The organism is Bacteroides sp., assembly GCF_052357945.1.
Classification (GTDB): domain Bacteria; phylum Bacteroidota; class Bacteroidia; order Bacteroidales; family Bacteroidaceae; genus Bacteroides.
On sequence record NZ_DAWCXD010000003.1, the window covers coordinates 40,003 to 60,918 of the forward strand.

The 20,916-nt window shown below is 43.9% G+C and carries 17 protein-coding genes; 16 read left to right on the top strand and 1 reads right to left on the bottom strand.

Annotated elements, in window-relative coordinates:
- Window positions 1–2 precede the first annotated feature (2 nt).
- From ACT8YW_RS01555 to ACT8YW_RS01590, 8 genes are read left to right on the top strand one after another with little or no spacing between them, the layout of a single operon-like run.
- Window positions 3–437, top strand: a complete 435-nt coding sequence (locus tag ACT8YW_RS01555) for a 3-hydroxylacyl-ACP dehydratase (protein WP_004324727.1) — start codon at window positions 3–5, stop codon at window positions 435–437.
- Complete coding sequence (locus tag ACT8YW_RS01560) at window positions 434–1,624, top strand: DUF2062 domain-containing protein (protein WP_444103754.1); 1,191 nt, start codon at window positions 434–436, stop codon at window positions 1,622–1,624. Before ACT8YW_RS01555 ends, ACT8YW_RS01560 begins: the two co-directional genes overlap by 4 nt.
- Window positions 1,621–5,478, top strand: coding sequence for a 1-acyl-sn-glycerol-3-phosphate acyltransferase (locus ACT8YW_RS01565; RefSeq protein WP_444103755.1), 3,858 nt, complete (start codon window positions 1,621–1,623; stop codon window positions 5,476–5,478). The genes ACT8YW_RS01560 and ACT8YW_RS01565 overlap by 4 nt, the downstream gene beginning before the upstream one ends.
- A gap of 1 nt (window position 5,479) precedes the next feature.
- Window positions 5,480–6,970, top strand: coding sequence for a phytoene desaturase family protein (locus ACT8YW_RS01570; protein ID WP_272721144.1), 1,491 nt, complete (start codon window positions 5,480–5,482; stop codon window positions 6,968–6,970).
- On the top strand, window positions 6,963–8,660 hold the full coding sequence (locus ACT8YW_RS01575; RefSeq protein WP_444103756.1) for a C45 family autoproteolytic acyltransferase/hydolase: 1,698 nt from the start codon (window positions 6,963–6,965) through the stop codon (window positions 8,658–8,660). Before ACT8YW_RS01570 ends, ACT8YW_RS01575 begins: the two co-directional genes overlap by 8 nt.
- The gene (locus tag ACT8YW_RS01580; RefSeq protein WP_444103757.1) at window positions 8,644–9,939 is read left to right on the top strand and encodes a phenylacetate--CoA ligase family protein; all 1,296 of its coding nucleotides are present in this window, start codon (window positions 8,644–8,646) and stop codon (window positions 9,937–9,939) included. The genes ACT8YW_RS01575 and ACT8YW_RS01580 overlap by 17 nt, the downstream gene beginning before the upstream one ends.
- Window positions 9,940–9,995: 56 nt before the next feature.
- The gene (locus ACT8YW_RS01585; protein ID WP_444103758.1) at window positions 9,996–10,565 is read left to right on the top strand and encodes a hypothetical protein; all 570 of its coding nucleotides are present in this window, start codon (window positions 9,996–9,998) and stop codon (window positions 10,563–10,565) included.
- Between the two features lie 17 nt (window positions 10,566–10,582).
- Window positions 10,583–11,323: a hypothetical protein gene (locus tag ACT8YW_RS01590; protein ID WP_217724983.1), complete on the top strand. Its 741-nt coding sequence runs from the start codon at window positions 10,583–10,585 to the stop codon at window positions 11,321–11,323.
- Window positions 11,324–11,600: 277 nt separating this feature from the next.
- Here ACT8YW_RS01590 and ACT8YW_RS01595 read toward each other — a convergent pair whose 3' ends face one another.
- Window positions 11,601–12,461, bottom strand: coding sequence for a phosphodiester glycosidase family protein (locus ACT8YW_RS01595; protein WP_004297274.1), 861 nt, complete (start codon window positions 12,459–12,461; stop codon window positions 11,601–11,603).
- 262 nt (window positions 12,462–12,723) lie between these two features.
- On the opposite strand from ACT8YW_RS01595, the gene ACT8YW_RS01600 reads away from it, so the two are divergent.
- From ACT8YW_RS01600 to ACT8YW_RS01635, 8 genes are all read left to right on the top strand, one after another.
- On the top strand, window positions 12,724–12,945 hold the full coding sequence (locus tag ACT8YW_RS01600; RefSeq protein WP_004305471.1) for a DUF3791 domain-containing protein: 222 nt from the start codon (window positions 12,724–12,726) through the stop codon (window positions 12,943–12,945).
- Window positions 12,945–13,424, top strand: a complete 480-nt coding sequence (locus ACT8YW_RS01605) for a DUF3990 domain-containing protein (RefSeq protein WP_444103759.1) — start codon at window positions 12,945–12,947, stop codon at window positions 13,422–13,424. The genes ACT8YW_RS01600 and ACT8YW_RS01605 overlap by 1 nt, the downstream gene beginning before the upstream one ends.
- Window positions 13,421–13,651, top strand: coding sequence for a hypothetical protein (locus tag ACT8YW_RS01610; protein ID WP_004297270.1), 231 nt, complete (start codon window positions 13,421–13,423; stop codon window positions 13,649–13,651). The genes ACT8YW_RS01605 and ACT8YW_RS01610 overlap by 4 nt, the downstream gene beginning before the upstream one ends.
- Before the next feature lie 205 nt (window positions 13,652–13,856).
- Window positions 13,857–15,575, top strand: a complete 1,719-nt coding sequence (gene recJ, locus ACT8YW_RS01615) for a single-stranded-DNA-specific exonuclease RecJ (protein ID WP_052587872.1) — start codon at window positions 13,857–13,859, stop codon at window positions 15,573–15,575.
- Window positions 15,568–17,478: a RecQ family ATP-dependent DNA helicase gene (locus ACT8YW_RS01620; protein WP_444103760.1), complete on the top strand. Its 1,911-nt coding sequence runs from the start codon at window positions 15,568–15,570 to the stop codon at window positions 17,476–17,478. Before recJ ends, ACT8YW_RS01620 begins: the two co-directional genes overlap by 8 nt.
- 39 nt (window positions 17,479–17,517) lie before the next feature.
- Entirely contained in the window at window positions 17,518–18,480 is a 963-nt protein-coding gene (locus tag ACT8YW_RS01625) for a tetratricopeptide repeat protein (protein ID WP_444103761.1), read from the top strand.
- A 357-nt stretch (window positions 18,481–18,837) separates the two neighbouring features.
- Entirely contained in the window at window positions 18,838–19,686 is an 849-nt protein-coding gene (locus tag ACT8YW_RS01630) for a prephenate dehydratase (protein ID WP_004297266.1), read from the top strand.
- Window positions 19,661–20,839: a pyridoxal phosphate-dependent aminotransferase gene (locus tag ACT8YW_RS01635; protein WP_074557406.1), complete on the top strand. Its 1,179-nt coding sequence runs from the start codon at window positions 19,661–19,663 to the stop codon at window positions 20,837–20,839. The genes ACT8YW_RS01630 and ACT8YW_RS01635 overlap by 26 nt, the downstream gene beginning before the upstream one ends.
- Window positions 20,840–20,916: the final 77 nt, after the last annotated feature.

The window sequence follows — 20,916 nt, forward strand, 5'->3', positions numbered from 1 at the left end:
ATATGCTACTTGATAACTTCTATACCATCCTTTCCTCCGAATCATCGGACTCAACGATCTGGACTATCCAGATAAAGTTGAATCCCGGGCATCCTGTTTATCAGGGACATTTCCCCGAACATCCGGTAGTTCCGGGAGTTTGCCTGTTACAACTTATCAAGGAATGTGTAGAAGATATTCGCCAGCAAAAATTGCAAGTAACACAAGTGTCTTCCTGCAAGTTTCTTTCGGCTATCAATCCTATAGAAACACCGCACATTTCGGTGGCACTGACTTTTAAAGAGACAGAAGAAGGTACACTTCAGTTGCAAGCGGAAGGGAGTGTAAAGAAGGAAGCTGTAAAAAAGAGTACAGTGAAAGAGAGCACTGTAGAGGAAAATACCGTAAAGGACGAATGTTTCATTAAATTAAAAGCTGCACTTACCCCGAAAGCATGAAGGAACAAATAAGTACAGCCTATTGGCACGAGAAGTTGAAACAATTAGGGATCATCGTTATCATCCCAAGTTACAACAATGGAAAGACACTGGCGGACGTCATAGAAAGTGTACGTTTCTACGCCCCCGATATCCTTGTTGTCAACGACGGTTCTACAGATGAAACTGCCGAAATACTTAGCCGAGAATCTAACTTACATATCATCACCCACCCTGTCAATCAAGGAAAAGGAGTAGCTTTGAGACATGGACTATCCTTTGCCAAAAAGCAAGGATTCCGGTATGCAATCACCATTGATTCTGACGGACAGCATTTCGCTTCGGATATTCCCGCATTGATCGAAGCCATAGAAAAAGAACCGGACACATTATTGGTAGGTGCCCGTAACCTCGCCTCGGACAATATGCCAGGAAAGAATACATTTGCCAATAAGTTTTCCAACTTCTGGTTTACCCTCGAAACTGGTATCAAACTGCAAGATACACAATCCGGCTACCGCCTGTACCCCATCCAACGAATGAATGTGGACAAGTGGTATTACACCGCCAAATACGAATTTGAGCTGGAAGCACTTGTCTTTGCAGCCTGGGGAGGCATTACCGTTAAAAACATTCCGGTACATGTTTATTATCCGCCACAGGAAGAGCGGGTTTCTCATTTTCGACCGTTCCGTGATTTCACCCGTATCAGTATCCTGAACACAGTACTGGTGCTCGTCACTTTCCTTTGGATCATCCCCCGAAACTTCTTCCGTAAACTGACCTGGAAGAACTGCAAGCAGTTTTTCTCGGATCATGTCACCCACTCCCCCGAATCTAATCTGCGGATCACGGCTGCCATCACACTCGGCGTATTCATGGGTATCGTTCCGGTATGGGGATATCAAATGCTAATCACGTTATTTCTGGCACATTTGTTCAGACTGAATAAAGTCATAGCTATTATAGCAGCCAATATCAGTATCCCTCCGATGATTCCATTTTTGCTGTACGGCAGTTACGTAACCGGTTGCAAAGTGCTGGGAGATCCTGTCAATCTGCATTTAAACGAACTTTCTTTTGAAAATGTAAAATCAGTCATAGAGCAATATTTAATAGGAAGTGTTATCTTTGCAGTCGGTTGCAGCATACTGGCAGGAACCATCGCGTTCATTCTGCTCACGGCGTGTAGGAAAAAAAAGATATGACCCAGTTTTTTATCGGACTATATGATTATTTCGAGAGGCACAAGATTCTGTTCTATTTGTCACTCATCAGTTGTGTCCTGTTAATGGGATTCTTTGCCCTGCAAGTAAGGTTCGAAGAGAACATCACACAATTTTTCCCCGACACTAAAGATTCCCAGAACACAATCAAAGTGTTCGACAATCTCAAGATTAAGGATAAGATTATCATTATGTTATCCTCGGCAGATACCTGTCACCGCGTAGAACCCGACTCCCTGATAGAAGCAGCCGGACAACTGCAACAAACCCTGACTGAAAAAGCCGGAGGTAAACTGATTAAAGGAATTTTCGCACAAGTAGACCAAAGCCTCATCCAAGGAGCCACAGACTTCGTTTATGAACATCTCCCGCTTTTCCTGACAGATACGGACTATCAACGCTTTGATTCCTTACTGACGGATAAAGGGATACAGGCTACCATGCAGAAGAATTATACCAACCTCCTCTCTCCTGCCGGAATTGCATTAAGAAGTTATATTCTCCGGGACCCGCTCGGACTGGGAAGCGAAACCCTGAAACATTTGCAAGATTTCCAGTTGGAAGCCAACTACGAGATTTATGACGAACATATCTTCTCCAAAGACGGCTCCACCTTACTTATGTTCATTACCCCGGTATTCAGTACAGGCAGCACCGGAAAGAACGACGAACTGATAAAGATACTCGAAGAAGAGCTCAAGCACGTACAGGGAGAATCTCCTACCATTCGAGCTGAATATTTCGGTGGTCCCTCCGTGGGAGTCTACAACGCCCGTCAGATTAAGAAAGATACCATCTTGACCTCCTCCCTGGCACTGCTTATCATCATTGTATTTATCTCACTCGTTTTTAAACGAAAGAGATCGATACCGTTGATTATTACTCCGGTACTGTTCGGAGGATTATTTGCCCTGTTTCTCATTTTCTTTATTAAAGGAAGTATCTCCGCCATTGCAGTGGGAGCCGGTTCGGCAGTGATGGGTATTGCACTAAGCTACTCCATTCACATGCTGGCACATCAGAACCATGTTTCCACCGTGCAACAACTTATTAAAGAGATAGCCTATCCGCTTACGGTAGGTAGTTTCACCACCATCGGCGCATTTCTGGGATTGATATTCACCAGTTCCGATCTGTTACGCGACTTCGGATTGTTTGCCTCTCTGGCATTGGTGGGCACCACCCTCTTCTGTCTCATTTACCTGCCTCATTTTCTGAAAGGACAGGCAGACGTCAAACAGGGACGCATACTACGCATCATCGAGAAAATAAACGCTTATTCTTACGAAAAGAATAAATGGCTGGTAGGCGGCATCCTCCTCATTACAGTAATCTGTTTGTTTACTTCGCAAAAGGTGGGCTTCAACAACGATATGATGAGTCTCAACTATGAGCCCCGCCATCTCCAACAATCAGAAGAAAAATTACTGCAACTCTTCGACAACGACGAAAAGACCGTGCTTTTTGTCAGTGTGGGAAAAGACATGAATCAGGCTACCGAAACTTATGCAACAACCAATCATAAGTTATCTATACTGAAAGAGCAGGGACTCATCAAAGAGTATGCCTCCGCCTCACAGTTTCTGATCTCTCCGCAAGAGCAGCAGAAACGCCTGAAGAAATGGAAAGATTACTGGACGGATGAAAAACAGCAACAAGTCCGTGAACAGCTGGAAACAGCTGCTGCCGAATATCGTTTCCGTCCGGGAAGCTTTGATTCTTTTTATCAATGGATGAACCAACCTTTCGGTGAATATCATTACACCGCGCAAGGAGACGATTTATCCGGCAAGCTATTGAATGAATGGCAAACCTCTGCCGATTCCATCACCATGCTTATCAGCCAGATACGGATCTGCGAACCGGATAAGGAAGCTGTGTACCAGAACTTTAATAAAGACCCGAATGTAGTCATCTTCGACCGTTCCTACTTTGCCAACAAATGGGTATCGGCCATCAATGACGACTTTTACCTGATTCTGTACATCTCTTCTTTCCTGATATTCTTTGCACTATGGTTCTCCTACGGACGTATCGAGCTTACCTTGATGAGTTTTCTCCCGATGCTAATCAGCTGGGTAATCATCTTAGGATTAATGGGAATTCTGGGAATTGAGTTCAATATTATCAACATCATCCTGTCCACCTTTATCTTTGGCATTGGAGATGACTTCAGTATCTTCATTATGGACGGGCTACAAAACAAATACCGTACAGGTCAGAAGGTGTTGAATTCGCATAAAACAGCCATCTTCTTCTCCGCCTTCACCACAGTGGTCGGTATGGGAGCACTTGTGTTTGCCAAACATCCGGCTTTGCAATCCATTTCCCTGATTTCCATTCTGGGTATGATAGCAGTGGTATTGGTGGCCTATACCATTCAGCCACTCATTTTCCGGTTCTTCATCGCAGGCCCCGCTTCCAAAGGATTGCCGCCTTATACGCTTATCGGATTGATACGTACCGTGTTGCTCTTCCTGCTTTTCTTTATCGGCTGCATCGTCCTCCGTATATTGATTATTCTGCTTTATCCGGTGCCTGTGCGCAAAAGCAGCAAGCAGCGTTTGGTGTGCCGCCTGATACAAATCACCTGCAAAGGAATTTTGCTACTGGCCACCGCCGTCAAAAAAGAGCATATCAACAAAGCCAACGAACGCTTCCGCCATCCGGCAATTATCATTGCCAACCACCAGTCGTTCATCGACATTCTGGTATTGCTGTCTCTTTCATCTAAAATCCTGATGGTAACCAACCATTGGGTATGGCACTCTCCTTTCTTCGGAACCATCATTCGTTATGTCGACTTCTATTATATAGGCGAAGGATACGAGCAATATATGGAACGGATGCGGAAAAAAGTGAAGGAGGGCTACTCCATCGCCATTTTCCCGGAAGGCACACGTACCTATAATGGAAAGATGAAACGTTTCCACAAAGGAGCATTCTATCTGGCAGAAGCATTGAAACTGGATATTCTCCCGATCCTGCTTTATGGTAATAACAAAATCATTGCCAAAGCACAACCTTTCAATATCCGGAAAGGAATCATCTATACGGAAATACTTCCCCGTATACCATTAGACGACCTGTCTTTCGGAAGTACTTATCAGGAGCGTACCAAACGCATATCCGCTTACATGAAAGAGGTTTATGCCCGTATCTGCCGTGAACAGAACACGACGGACAATCCGGCGTTCTACGAAGCTCTTATCCAGAACTATATCTATAAAGGTCCCGTCGTAGAATGGTATATCCGTATCAAAGTAAAAATGGAAAAGAATTACCGGCTATTCAACCGGTTGATTCCCGTCCAAGGGCAAATCACAGACATCGGTTGCGGCTTCGGCCCGTTATGCTATATGCTGTCTCTGCTTTCCGAGGACCGGGAAATCCTGGGTATTGATTACGATGAAGACAAGATAGCGCTGGCGCAGCACGGATGGTTACGCAACGAGCATCTCCAGTTCAAGCATGGCAATGCATTGGAATATCCCCTGCCGGAAAGTGATGTCTTTATCCTGAACGACATGCTTCACTATATGAGCTACGAACATCAACAAACCCTATTGTTGAAATGTGCCGGTCGCTTACGTTCACAAGGAATGATTATCATACGCGACGGAAATTCAGCCAACGCTTCCAAGCACCGGTTAACCCGGTTCACGGAATTACTATCCACCCGTATTTTCAACTTCAACCGGACAACCGGAGAGCTGTATTTCACCACTGAAACCCAATTACGGGAAATAGCAGTCGCCTGTGGAATGGCTGTCGAAATCATTCCTAATGACAAATATACATCAAACACCATTTACATATTTAGAAAACCGAACTAGTATGAGCAAATATGACATCATCATTATCGGCAGCGGCCTTGGCGGACTGGAATGCGGAGCGATTCTTAGCAAAGAGGGATTCAACGTATGCGTAGTAGAAAAAAATGCGCAATTCGGCGGATGCTTCCAGACTTACCAACGAAAAGGGCATCTGTTGGATACGGGTATTCATTATGTAGGAAGCCTGGATGAGGGTCAAGTGATGAACCAGTATTTCCGCTATTTCGGTATCATGGACAAGCTGAAAATAAAACGCTTGGACGATGCTGCTTTTGACACGATCTACTATAAAGGAAAAACATACGATTATGCAATGGGGTACCCGCAGTTTATTGAAACCATCTGCCGTTCCTTCCCGCATGAGAAAGAAAACTTGAAATGCTATGCCGAACAGCTTCAGGCTGTCGGAAACCTGATTAGCGTAGACCACCTGAAACAAGGCACACTCGCTTTGGAGGGTATGAAATACTTTTGTACCTCTGCCGCCCATCTGATTGCGGATATCACTCCGGACCCCGCCTTACGAAATGTACTGGCAGGTTCAGCTTTACTCTACGGAGGTTTGAAAGATGTCTCCACTTTCTACCAGCATGCCATGATTAACCACTCTTATATTGAAGGGGCCTACCGTTTTGTAGACGGAAGTATGCAAGTCAGTCTGGAGCTAATCAATGTAATCCGGGCAAACGGAGGGACCGTGCTCAATAACAGTGAAGCCACCCGCATCATCGTTGAAAACGAAAAGGTACAAGGGGTTATCATCAACGGAGAAGAGCGATTGGAAAGCGACTTCGTCATCTCCAATATGCATCCCCAACGGACATTGGAGATACTGGATAAAAACCGTAGCATCAAGAATGCCTATATTTCCCGCATCCGTTCGCTGGAAAATACCTACGGCATCTTTACGCTCTACCTGGTAATGAAGAAAAAAAGCACTCCCTATCAGAACCGCAACCTGTATCTGCATGCGAACAATAAAGTGTGGTATGATAAATTGCTCTATCCGGGACGGACCACCAACTGTATGATTTCCATGCAAGCGTCTTCCGAGGACAGTCAATATGCCAGTGTCATTTCCATCCTGGCACCGATGTATATAGATGAACTGTCTGCCTGGAAGGACACGACTCCCGAACATCGGGGAGAAGACTACCAATCCTTCAAAAAGGAGAAAGCAGAGCAGATTCTCCGCTTCATCCGAGGACATGGCATTGACCTTTCAGAAAACATAGAAGAGATGTATACCACTACTCCATTAAGCTATCGGGACTATACAGGAACAGTGGATGGTTCCGCGTATGGGATTATCAAAGATTATAAATGTCCGCAAATTGGTTTCGTATCTACAAGAAGCCGCTTGGGAAACCTCTTTCTCACCGGGCAAAACCTGAATGTGCATGGTGCATTAGGGGTAACACTAACTGCCATGCTGACTTGTGCGGAGTTTGTAGGACAAGAATATCTGGCTAAAAAAGTAGGAAATGCATAGAATAGTCAAAAAGACACTCCAATACACGGGCTTCCTTTTCCTGTCGCTCATTGTTCTATTGATAGCCGGAATCAGCTATCTCTACTTTTCTGCGGATATGCAAACGCCCAAACATGAGCAAAGTATGACCACAGACAAAGTGATTGATATAGACAGTCTCCACCTCCGGCATTATGGAGATAACTTTCTCCGGCACAGCGACAGCGGCTTATGGGAATTGTTTGTGAAAGGGGATGCTTTCCAGAGAGGAGAAGCTATCGGGCAACTGTCTTCCGACCTGCTCCACCATCAAGAGAAAGTGTTCGTGGATCAGATTCGTGAGATTGTTCCTTCAGACAGTTATCTGAAATTCCTCCGGTTCTTCATTGTATTATTCAACCGTAATCTGGGTGAGAACGTCCTCGAAGAATACCGCGACGAGATCTACGGAATCTCGCTATCATGTACACATGAGTACGACTTCATCGGCACTCCTTACGAACGCCAGTTGAATTACCATTCGGCGCACGACCTGGGACACGCCATGCAGGATTATATGTTAGTGGGATGCAGTTCGTTCGCCACTTGGGGAACACAAAGTGCAGATTCATCCCTGCTGATCGGACGTAACTTCGATTTCTACGTTGGAGATGCCTTCGCAGAGAACAAGCAGGTGGCTTTTTATGTACCGGAGCAAGGATACAGGTTTGCTTCTGTGGGATGGCCGGGTATGATAGGAGTGTTATCCGGCATGAACGAGACAGGTCTTACCGTGACAATTAATGCTGCCAAATCTGCTGTCCCGACAAGTTCCGCTACCCCCATTTCCATCCTGACCAGAGAGATTCTGCAATATGCAGCCACTATTGATGAAGCCTTTGCCATCGCCCAAAAACGGGAAACATTCGTCTCCGAATCCATATTGATAGGTTCTGCCAAAGACGGCAAGGCCGCGATTATCGAGAAATCTCCGGAGAAAACAGTGCTTTTCACCGGAAAAGAAGCCAATCGACTCATCTGCACCAACCATTACCAATCGGAAGAATTCAGCAAGGACGAACGAAACATGGAAAATATCCGCACTTCCGACAGCCCATACCGTTTTGCACGATTAACGGAACTCATTAATGAGGATCTTCCGATAGATGTCTCCAAAGCCGCCTCTATCCTGCGTGACCACAAAGGCTTGCAAAACACAGACCTGGGACTGGCCAACGAAATGGCCATCAATCAGTTTATTGCCCATCATTCCGTCATCTTCCAGCCGGAAAAACGGCTGATGTGGGTATCTACTTCTCCCTGGCAATGTGGGAAATACGTAGCTTATGACCTGAATAAGATATTCAAGGACACGATTGATTGGCAACACGAAATATACAGTTCCGCTCTGACCATTCCGGAAGATAAATTCATCGACACACCGGAGTTCCAGCATCTTCTCACGTATAAGAAACTGACTCCGCTTTTATTGAAGAAAATCAGAAAAAAGGAAAAGATAGAGGAATCTGTTTTAAAAACATACCAAGCCTCCAATCCTTCCCTATACTATGTATATGAAGTAATAGGAGATTACTACGAGGCCATGCAGCAACCTCAACAAGCTATTGCATACTGGCAACAGGCATTGAAGAGACCTATTCCCAAGTTGCAAGAGAAAGAACGTATCCAACAGAAAATTCAAAAACAATCCAAAGATGGAAAAGAATCCTGAAATTCAGTTCCGCTCACCGGAAGATATCAAAAGCTATCAGGAAGAACAGTTAGCCAAAGCGTTAGCCTACCTGCAAGCACATTCCAAGTTCTATCAACAGATGTTTGCCGAACATCACATTGATATCAATCAAATAAAGACGATTGAAGACTTGCAACAGATCCCCGTCACTACCAAGACGGACTTGCAACTCCATAACGATGATTTCATCTGCGTAGACAAAGAGGAAATTATCGACTATGTGACGACTTCGGGCACATTGGGAGATCCGGTCACTTTCGTTCTCACCTCTGAAGACCTGGACCGTCTCTCTTACAACGAATACCTATCTTTCACCACCACCAGATGCACCAAGCAGGATATTCTTCAATTGATGACTACCATCGACCGCCGTTTCATGGCAGGCTTGGCTTATTATATGGGAGCCCGCGAACTGGGTATGGGAGTGATCCGTGTAGGCAACGGCATCCCGGAACTGCAATGGGACACGATTCGACGGATACATCCGACTTGTGGAATGGTGGTCCCCTCTTTCCTTATCAAACTGATAGAGTTTGCCGAAAAGAATCATATCGACCATAATACCTGTTCCATGCAGAAGTGTATCTGTATCGGAGAAGCATTGCGCAATCAGGAATTCCAGTTGAATACGCTCGGACAGAAGATACACGATAAATGGCCTGCCTTGCAGTTGTATTCCACTTATGCCTCCACCGAAATGCAGTCGTCCTTTACCGAGTGTAATGAATTCCACGGAGGACATTTGCAACCGGAACTTATCATTGTAGAGTTTCTGGATGATAACAATCGCCCCGTGGAAGAGGGAGAAGCAGGGGAAGTAACGATCACGACGCTCGGAGTCAAAGGGATGCCGTTGCTCCGTTTCAAAACAGGCGATATTTGCTACCACCACACCGAGCCCTGTGGTTGCGGGAGAAATACCATCCGCCTAAGCTCCATCCTCGGCCGGAAAGGACAAATGATTAAATACAAAGGAACAACGTTATATCCGCCTGCATTATTCGACATTCTGGATAATATACCTTCGGTAAAAAACTATATTATTGAAGTTTATACCAATGAATTGGGAACGGATGAGATTCTGATTCGTATCGGAAGCGAGAACCGTAGCGAAGCCTTTGCCAAAGAGATTAAAGATCTGTTCCGTTCGAAAGTCAGAGTGGCGCCAAGCATCAATTTTGAATCGGCAGAGTACATTGCCAAGATACAAATGCCTCCGATGAGTCGAAAAACGATAAAATTCATTGATTTACGATAATTATTTTCTACTTTTGGAAGTTAGTAACCAACTATATCACTTTAACATTAACGTATATGAAAAAACTTATTCTATTCTTATTCTTGAGCACGAGCCTGTTCTGTTTCGGACAAGGCAAGAGTGCATTGAAAGACATTCAGTCTATTAAGTTCTATGGGGTAGACTACTCCCAAGTAAAAGTTTTCGGTGCAGATGAATCACCGGCACAATTCAAAGATGCTTTCAGACGTATCAATGAGCTGTTCATCACAGAAGCTAAGAAGTATAACGTAGGAAAACAATTGAAAAAAGAAGTGACAGAGATTTCACTGGATGCCGTTAATCAGGTGAACGAAAACATCGACCTGGCCGAGCTAATGACTGCTAAAAGAGAATATACTCTTAGTAAAGAGCAAATCAAAGCAGCCATCAACGCATTGCCTATCCAGAAAACACCCGGAGTAGGTATGGTGTTTATCGCACAGTTCCTGGACAAATCAAACAATAGAGGTACGTATGAAGTCGTATTCTTCAATACCGAAACAAAGGAAATCATTGAAGAATGGATAACAGATGGAAAAGCACGTGGTTTCGGATTACGCAACTATTGGGCAGGCTCTATCCATAGCGCACTCAAGAAATTATAAACCAATAACATATAAACATGAGAAAACTACTATTATTGCTGACCTTATTGTTAAGTATCAGTACTTATGTCGCAGCACAGAACTACACAGAAGTAGTGTATTTAAAGAATGGCAGCATTATCAAAGGAGTAATCATTGAACAAGTGCCCAATGTTTCTTTAAAAATCAAAACAAGTGATGGCAGCCTCATCATCTGTCAGATGAGTGATGTGACTAAAATCACAAAAGAAGAGCGGTACACAAGAGATTATCGTAAAGATACCAACGACCGCAAAGCCGCAAGAAATACATTAAAAGGTTATAAGGGTTTTGTAGACTTTGCATATATTGGCGATGTGAGTGACTACAATGCCTCTAAAATTGAATTATCAACCACACATGGTTATCAGTTCAACAATTATTTCTTTGTAGGTGGCGGTGTCGCTCTCAACTACTATACAGATGCAGATCTTGTTGCAGCACCCATCTATGCCAACTTCAGAGCTAACTTCATCAACAAAAGAGTTACTCCGTTTGCCGACGTAAAAGCCGGATATGCTGTAGGAGACATAGAAGGAGCATATGCTTCAATAGGAGTAGGAGTACGTTTTTCTTTAAAAGGAAAAAAGGCCTTGAATTTAGCTTTGATATATAACTTCCAAGATTATGACACCACAACGGATTATAGTTACAGCTATGGAGGACATTATTATCATAACACTTGGGATGATACATGGGAGTTACATGGAGTAGGAATTAGATTCGGATTTGAATTCTAAGTCTGTTTGCAATACAGATAAATTTCTTACCCTACTATTGCTTTTCACTAATTAATTTTGTATCTTTAGTAATTTTCATCCTTTTGAAGATAGCTAGTCACCTTATAGAATGATAAATGTCACCCTATAAGGTGACATTCGTCTTTTTATAAAGTGCCTATTGTCCCGTTACAACGGGACGACTACCCGACTGCACAAAAAGTCACTAGTTTCTGCACTGAAAAGTCTTAATCTATGCACTGAAAGACCTTAAATACAATGAAGAATAATGGAAACGTTATTGATGCGTTATATAAAGAATATTAGGAACTTTACGTTCGCCGGCATGGTCAAACCGCCCATTGTCACAAGGATAATTAACGACTCCATTATCCGATGCACCGGACAACCAAAGAGTAGTAGATCCACCTCCATCCAAATTTAATGCATCCTCACCCCCTAAAACACGAATCAGATGTGCCAATTCCGGGATATTCACTCCTCCTGCTTGTTCAGGAAAACGCCCGTCTACCGTTATCAACAGTATTTTTCCATCCTTAGTAGTAGCAACAGCACTACGAGGGTGCTTCGTCCGGATAAAATTCGGTTCACACGAGTTCCAATCACAAACCTGTCCGTCTTTCAACATTAACGGACCGGAAGCTAGTATCGTACCTGCTTTGCCTTTATAATTCTTTTCTATCTGTTTGTTCCAAGGAATTAATTTCATTCCCCTTTTGCGCACACTAATGGCTCCTGTGACACGCTGTTTAAACTCACTCTGCAGCGTTGTATCAATAACTTGGCGATCCGTCTTCAGGAAACAGACCGAGTTTCCCCGTTTCATGTCAAAATAGGAGCCATTAATGGCTGCAATGGCGTTATATTCAGAAGCAATCTTACTTGTTTCTTTCATTTTATCCGAAACGGCAACATCAACTTTCAAGCCCGCACCGGGATCAACTTCTATCAGACTAACAGACTGGGGTCCCTGATACAATCGGGGGATAGAAGCATACTTATAAATGAGTCCTTTTTGAGGACTTTCCACCTTCCATTGGGCAGATACGATTGCCAAAGAATCGGATGCGGTTTGCCCTTTCAATGTTCCGATAGAACATAAAATCAAGATAGCAATTAACAAGTTTCTTTTTATCATAGATAGAGAAATGAATCATTTAGGCCGCTAAAGCTAGTTAATAATCGCCATTCATCCAAAAATCCCTGTAACTTTCCGCTCGCTCCATTTTCTCTACCTCCTTTTTTACTATCCAGATAATCCATATCTTCTGACTGCATCTAATTCAGAGTGAGCAACAGAGCTTTAAGTCAACTTTTAATAGCTTCTTATTTTTGATATTGCAGAGTTTTTCCTATCTTTGTTTTCGGAAGATAATACAAATGAAGAAAGGAGAACCATGATGTCTCGCATAGAGAAAAACAAATTGAATTTTACTGTAGCTTTAATCGCAGAGTTCGCAGCGACTTATCAAATCAAGCAAAAACAGGCATTCAACTATTTGAATCGTTTTAAAGGCCTTGTTTTTTTACAAAAACACTATGAAGTAATGCACACACAATCTTTCGAAGATTCTATTGAAGCTTTATCAATGGTATGCCGTAGAAATGGAGGACAACTGTAATGAAGCTATACCATGGTTCAAATATGAAAATAGACAAGCCGGACCTATCTCGTTCAAAGCCCTTCAAAGACTTTGGCCAAGGATTTTATCTTTCTCCCGGTTATGAACAGGCACATGCCTTAGCCAAACAAAAAACCGATCAATTACAATCCGGAGAGCCATCTGTGACCATCTTCGAACTGGAAGATCAAATAATAAAGACTTCAGATCTGCAAATAAAAATATTCGATGATTACTGTGAAGAATGGGTACAGTTCGTTTTACTCAACCGCGACCGTAGCCATACACATCCTGCACACACTTACGATATAGTCATTGGTCCTATTGCCGACGACGGAGTAACCTATCAGTTACGTCGTTACAGCATGGGAGACATTTCAATGAGCAGATTGATTGAAGAACTAAAATATGCCAAAGGGTTGACCATACAATATTACTTCGGCACTGAACATGCCCTTTCATACCTAAAGAAACTATGAAGCTGACGAATACACAAATAGAATGTATGATTGAAGATTTAAGTAGTGAAATCATACGGATACTCATGGAGGAATGGCAGTATAATATGACGCAAGCAATGGAAATCTACTACAATTCCGACACCTTTGAGCGTTTGAGTGATCCGACTACGGGACTTTATTACCAAAGTGCCGGTTACGTGTACGACTTTCTAAAAAAAGAACTGACCACAGGACAAGTTAGTTAGAATAGAGTTTCACACTTGCTTGTCAGCATCCCATATCTTTCACAAGTAAAAAAGCTACCTTTATCAAACCTCTGTTTTCTACAGCCTTGAAATATTTTCGTCTTATCTACTATACACTTCCGCTTTTTTTCGTACTTTTACCCCTTGTTGGAAAGAAGTGCCTTTTCAACCCTTGAGAACAGAAAAAGAAAAAACAATATATAAAATGAATCACAAATGGAATTATCGACCCATTACACCCGAACAGGCAGAGACAAGCCAGACATTGGCCCAGGAACTAGGGATTAGCCCGATACTTGGACAACTTTTGGTGCAGCGGGGAATTACGAAGGCAGCAGATGCCAAGAAGTTTTTCCGCCCGCAATTGCCCGACCTGCATGATCCGTTCCTGATGAAGGATATGGATATTGCAGTAGAACGTCTGAACAGGGCGATGGGAAAGAAAGAACGTATTCTAATTTATGGAGATTATGACGTAGACGGTACTACTGCCGTAGCATTGGTCTACAAGTTTATTCAACAGTTCTATTCGAACCTTGATTATTACATACCCGACCGATACAATGAAGGGTATGGCATTTCTAAAAAAGGAGTGGACTATGCCGCAGAAACCGGTGTAGGGCTGATTATTGTACTCGATTGTGGAATTAAAGCAGTAGAGGAAATCACTTATGCCAAAGAGAAAGGGATTGATTTCATCATCTGCGATCATCATGTACCGGATGATGTGCTTCCGCCTGCCGTAGCTATTCTGAACGCCAAACGCCTGGACAATACGTATCCGTACACTCACCTTTCCGGTTGTGGAGTCGGCTTCAAGTTTATGCAGGCATTCGCTATCAGTAACGGTATCGAGTTCCACCACCTGATTCCTTTGCTTGATATTGTAGCCGTGAGTATTGCATCGGACATCGTTCCGATTATGGGTGAAAACCGTATCCTCGCCTACCACGGTCTGAAGCAACTGAACAGTAACCCGAGCATTGGTATGAAGGCTATTATCGACGTATGCGGACTTTCTGAAAAGGAAATCACCGTCAGCGATATTGTGTTTAAAATCGGACCGCGCATCAATGCATCAGGACGTATTCAAAACGGAAAAGAAGCCGTAGACCTGCTGACGGAAAAAGATTTCTCGATAGCGCTTGAGAAAGCCGGACAAATCAACCAGTACAACGAAACCCGGAAAGACCTCGACAAGAGTATGACGGAAGAGGCAAACAACATCGTTGCCAATCTGGAAGGATTAGCCGATCGCCGCTCCATCGTGCTCTACAACGAAGAATGGCACAAAGGAGTGATTGGTATCGTAGCTTCCCGTCTGACAGAAGTGTACTACCGCCCTGCCGTGGTACTGACCCGGACGGATGATATGGCAACAGGCTCCGCACGTTCAGTTTCCGGCTTCGACGTATATAAAGCAATCGAACATTGCCGCGACCTGCTGGAAAACTTCGGAGGGCATACATACGCCGCCGGACTGTCGATGAAAGTGGAGAATGTGGATGCCTTTACCAAACGGTTCGAAGAATACGTTTCACAGCATATCCTGCCGGAACAAACCAGTGCTGTAATCGAAATTGATGCTGAAATCGACTTCAGGGATATTTCATCCAAGTTTTTCAACGACCTGAAGAAGTTTAATCCTTTCGGTCCTGATAACACGAAACCCATTTTCTGCACTCATCATGTCTATGATTATGGAACGAGTAAAGTGGTAGGGCGCGATCAGGAACATATCAAACTCGAACTGGTCGATAATAAATCGAATAATGTAATGAACGGTATTGCATTCGGACAAAGTTCGCATGTACGTTACATCAAAACGAAACGTTCATTCGACATCTGTTACACCATTGAAGAAAACACGCACAAGCGTGGGGAAGTACAACTTCAAATCGAGGATATAAAGCCGATTGAATAAGTATCAGGAGATATTAAAACAATATTGGGGATATGACTCCTTCCGCGACTTGCAGGAGGAGATCATCACCAGTATCGGCGAAGGCAAAGATACACTGGGACTTATGCCGACCGGAGGCGGTAAGTCCATCACTTTTCAAGTGCCTGCTCTCGCCCAGGAAGGAATTTGCATTGTCATTACTCCTCTCATCGCCCTGATGAAAGATCAGGTGCAAAACCTGCGTAAACGCGGCATCAAGGCGCTTGCTGTCTATTCGGGCATGACGCGGCAGGAGATTCTCACTGCTCTTGAGAATTGTATCTTCGGTAATTACAAATTCCTCTATATTTCTCCGGAACGTCTGGACACGGACATATTCCGCACCAAACTGCGATCAATGAAAGTCTCCATGATTACGGTCGACGAAAGTCACTGTATCTCACAATGGGGATATGACTTCCGCCCTGCTTACCTGAAAATTGCCGAAATACGGGCATTGCTACCGGGAATTCCGGTACTGGCACTTACGGCGACCGCCACTCCGGAAGTAGTGAAGGATATTCAAGCTCGCTTGGATTTCCGTGAAGAGAATGTTTTCCGCATGAGCTTCGAACGGAAAAACCTGGCGTATATCGTCCGGCAAACGGATAACAAAACTCAAGAGCTGTTGCATATCTTACGAAAGATACCCGGCAGCGCCATTATCTATGTCCGCAACAGACGACGCACCAAAGAAATCACCGAGTTACTGGTAAACGAAGATATTACCGCCGACTTCTATCACGCCGGACTGGATAATGCCGTAAAAGACCTCCGGCAAAAACGCTGGCAAAGCGGAGAAGTTCGTGTAATGGTAGCGACAAACGCCTTTGGAATGGGGATTGATAAACCCGACGTGCGCATCGTATTGCATCTCGATCTCCCCGACTCTCTCGAAGCTTACTTCCAAGAAGCCGGTCGTGCAGGAAGAGACGGTGAAAAAGCGTATGCTGTGATCTTATACACCAAAACGGACAGAACGACGCTACACAGGCGCGTTGTGGATACTTTCCCCGACAAGGAGTATATTCTCAATGTCTACGAACATTTGCAGTATTACTATCAGATGGCAATGGGCGACGGTTTCCAATGTGTCCGCGAGTTTAATCTGGAAGAATTTTGCCGGAAGTTCAAATACTTCCCGGTTCCGGTAGACAGTGCACTGAAAATATTGACTCAAGCCGGCTATCTGGAATATACGGACGAACAGGATAATGCCTCTCGTATTCTTTTCACGATTCGCCGGGACGAACTATACAAATTGCGAGAAATGGGAACGGAAGCCGAAGCACTGATACAGACGATTCTCCGCTCTTACACCGGAGTATTCACCGACTATGCCTATATCAGCGAAGCCACCCTGTCCATACGTACCGGACTGACCCGCGAACAAATTTATAATATACTGGTCACGCTTACCAAACGTCGTATCGTGGATTACATTCCACACAAAAAGACACCTTATATTATATACACCCGCGAACGGCAGGAACTTCGTTTTGTGCATATTCCTCCTTCCGTCTACGAAGAACGCAAAGCCCGGTATGAAGCCCGCATCAAAGCGATGGAAGAGTATGTCACTTCGGAGAATGTGTGCCGGAGCCGAATGCTGCTCCGTTACTTCGGAGAGAAGAACGAGCACAACTGCGGACAATGCGATGTTTGTCTTAGTCACCGTGCAACCGATACCCTGACCGAGAATTCTTTCGATTTCGAGGAACTGAAAAAGAAAATATCAGAATTACTTACCCAGAAACCGCTGACACCAGTAGAAATAGCCGATAAGATAGAAGCGGATAAAGAGAAAATCAGCGAAGTCATCCAGTATTTATTGGAGGAAGGTGAGTGGAAGATGCAGGACGGAATGATACATATTTCAAAATAAGTTACTACCTTTGCAAGGTAACTCAAAAATAACACAACCATGCCGAACTTTTTTAAATCTTTCTTCTCCGGTAAGTCGGAAACTCCGGAAAGTGAAAAACAGAAAAACGATCAGAAAAATTTCGAGATTTTCAAATACGACGGTTTACGTGCGCAACGCATGGGACGTCCGGATTATGCAGTAAAATGTTTTACTGAAGCTCTTGCCATCCAGGAAGAGTTTGAAACAATGGGCTATCTTAGTCAACTCTACATTCAGATGGGAGAAACGGCAAAAGCCCGCGAACTATTGGAGAAAATGGCCGCAATGGAGCCTCATGTCACGAGTACTTTCCTGACACTGGCAAATGTATGTTTCATCCAGGAAGATTATCAGGCAATGGAAGAGGCTGCCAATAAAGCAATTGCCATCGAAGAAGGAAATGCCGTGGCTCATTACCTGTTAGGGAAAGCCCGTAAGGGACAGGACGATGATTTGATGACTATTGCCCATCTCACCAAAGCAATCACTTTGAAAGATGACTTCATCGAAGCCCGTCTGTTACGTGCGGAAGCGTTGCTAAATCTGAAACAATATAAAGAAATGATGGAGGATATAGACGCTGTACTTGCCCAAAACCCGGAAGAAGAGACTGCCATGCTCCTGCGTGGAAAAGTGAAAGAAGCCAACGGTCAGGACGAAGAAGCGGAAGAGGATTACAAACTGGTGACGGAAATAAACCCGTTCAACGAACAGGCATACCTTTATTTAGGGCAACTTTATATCAACCAGAAAAAACTGACGGAAGCCATCGGCCTGTTTGATGAAGCCATCGAACTGAATCCGAACTTTGCGGAAGCCTACAAAGAACGCGGACGCGCTAAATTACTGAATGGTGATAAAGATGGTTCCGTAGAGGACATGAAGAAATCTCTGGAGTTGAATCCGAAAGAGGAAGCTGGCCTGAACGGAGAATTCAAAAATTTGGGACCGAAGCCGGAGACACTTCCGGGTATCTTCTAAATACCGGAAACCAAGAGGCAAGTATCACTTAAAGCAGAAGCGCAAATGTAATACAGAATGACCTTTTCATTTGTTTTTGATGAAAAAACAAAAAAAATATCGTTTTTTGTTTGCATCTAACAGAAAATTATTACTTTTGCCCCAGAATTAAAAACCAAAGCAAAAAAGATAGATTCGAATGAAATCATTTACTTATGCATATTACTTCTTTTTTTACTTTTACTTTAGCAACAAAGTAGAGCGGGAGTTTGTATGTATCAAGTGACAGTGATGCTTAAGGACTGAATAGAGAAATCAATCATATGAATCCCGCTCCAATATGGACGCGGGATTTTTTTATATAATACATTTAGAACAATGAAAAAGATAGCAATTCAAGGAACACTCGGCTCATATCATGATATCGCCGCACACAAGTACTTCGAGGGAGAAGAAATAGAGTTAATCTGTTGTGCCAACTTCGAAGACGTGTTTACTTCGATACGGAAAGACAGCCAGGTCATCGGAATGCTAGCCATCGAGAATACGATTGCGGGAAGTTTGTTGCACAACAATGAATTGTTGAGACAAAGCGGCACACAGATTATCGGTGAATACAAACTGCGCATTTCACACAGCTTTGTCTGTCTCCCCGATGAGAACTGGGAAGATCTGACAGAAGTCAACTCCCACCCTATCGCCCTGATGCAGTGTCGTGAATTTCTGAATCAACATCCGCAATTGAAAGTGGTGGAAGGTGAAGACACGGCCCGCAGCGCAGAAATCATCAAGAATGAAAATCTGAAAGGACACGCTGCCATCTGCTCCAAAGCAGCAGCTGAACGTTACGGCATGAAAGTCCTTCAGGAAGGTATTGAAACGAACAAGCACAACTTCACCCGTTTTCTGGTTGTTGCCGATCCCTGGCAAGTAGACGAACTCCGCCAACATCATGCCAATGCAACCAACAAGGCAAGTATCGTATTCACTCTTCCACACACGGAAGGCAGCCTGTCACAGGTTTTATCCATTCTATCGTTCTATAATATCAATCTGACCAAAATTCAATCGTTACCTATCATCGGACGGGAATGGGAATACCAGTTTTACGTAGATGTAGCTTTCAACGATTATCTAAGATACAAGCAGTCTATTGCCGCAATCACTCCATTAACCAAAGAACTTAAATTATTAGGCGAATATGCAGAAGGAAAGTCAAACGTATAAAATCGCTCCTGCCGACAGATTGGCAAGTGTAAGCGAATACTACTTCTCAAAGAAGCTAAAAGAGGTAGCACAGATGAATGCAGAGGGAAAGGATGTTATCAGCCTCGGCATCGGAAGCCCCGATATGCCTCCCTCAAGGGAAACCATCGAAACATTGTGCAACAATGCTCATGATCCCAACGGACACGGTTACCAACCGTATGTAGGTATCCCCGAACTGCGCAAAGGCTTCGCTGCCTGGTATCAACGCTGGTATGGAGTGGAACTGAATCCGAATACGGAGATACAGCCTTTAATCGGCTCTAAAGAAGGAATTCTCCATGTTACGCTGGCATTCGTCAATCCGGGTGAGCAGGTGCTAGTCCCGAATCCGGGATACCCCACCTATACTTCTTTGAGTAAAATACTCGGAGCGGAAGTTATCAACTACGACCTGAAAGAAGAGGATGGCTGGATGCCTGACTTCGAGACACTGGAAAAGATGGATCTTAGCCGCGTAAAACTGATGTGGACCAATTATCCCAACATGCCGACGGGAGCCAATGCAACTCCGGAAATCTATGAACGTCTCGTTGACTTTGCCCGTCGTAAGAATATCGTAATTGTGAATGATAATCCGTACAGCTTTATCCTGAACGATAAGCCTATCAGTATCCTAAGTGTACCGGGAGCCAAAGACTGTTGCATCGAGTTTAACTCTATGAGCAAGAGCCACAATATGCCCGGCTGGCGTATCGGCATGCTGGCATCAAACGCGGAATTCGTGCAATGGATACTGAAAGTGAAAAGTAATATCGACAGTGGTATGTTCCGTGCTATGCAACTGGCTGCAGCAACTGCTCTTGAAGCCGAAGCGGACTGGTATGAAGGCAATAACGAGAACTATCGCAACCGTCGTCACCTCGCCGGTGAGATCATGAAAACATTGGGATGCACCTACGACGAAAAACAAGTAGGAATGTTCCTTTGGGGAAAGATTCCCGCTTCCTGCAAAGATGTAGAGGAACTGACAGAAAAGGTGCTGCATGAAGCAAGAGTGTTTATCACTCCGGGATTTATCTTCGGCAGCAACGGAGCAAGGTATATTCGTATCTCACTTTGTTGCAAGGACAATAAGCTGGCGGAAGCTCTGGAAAGAATTAAAAGAATCTAACCTCTTACAAAGAGAGAACGACAGCAGAATGAGACAACAGAACAATTTCAATGAAAACAAGTTATTAAAAGAATAAA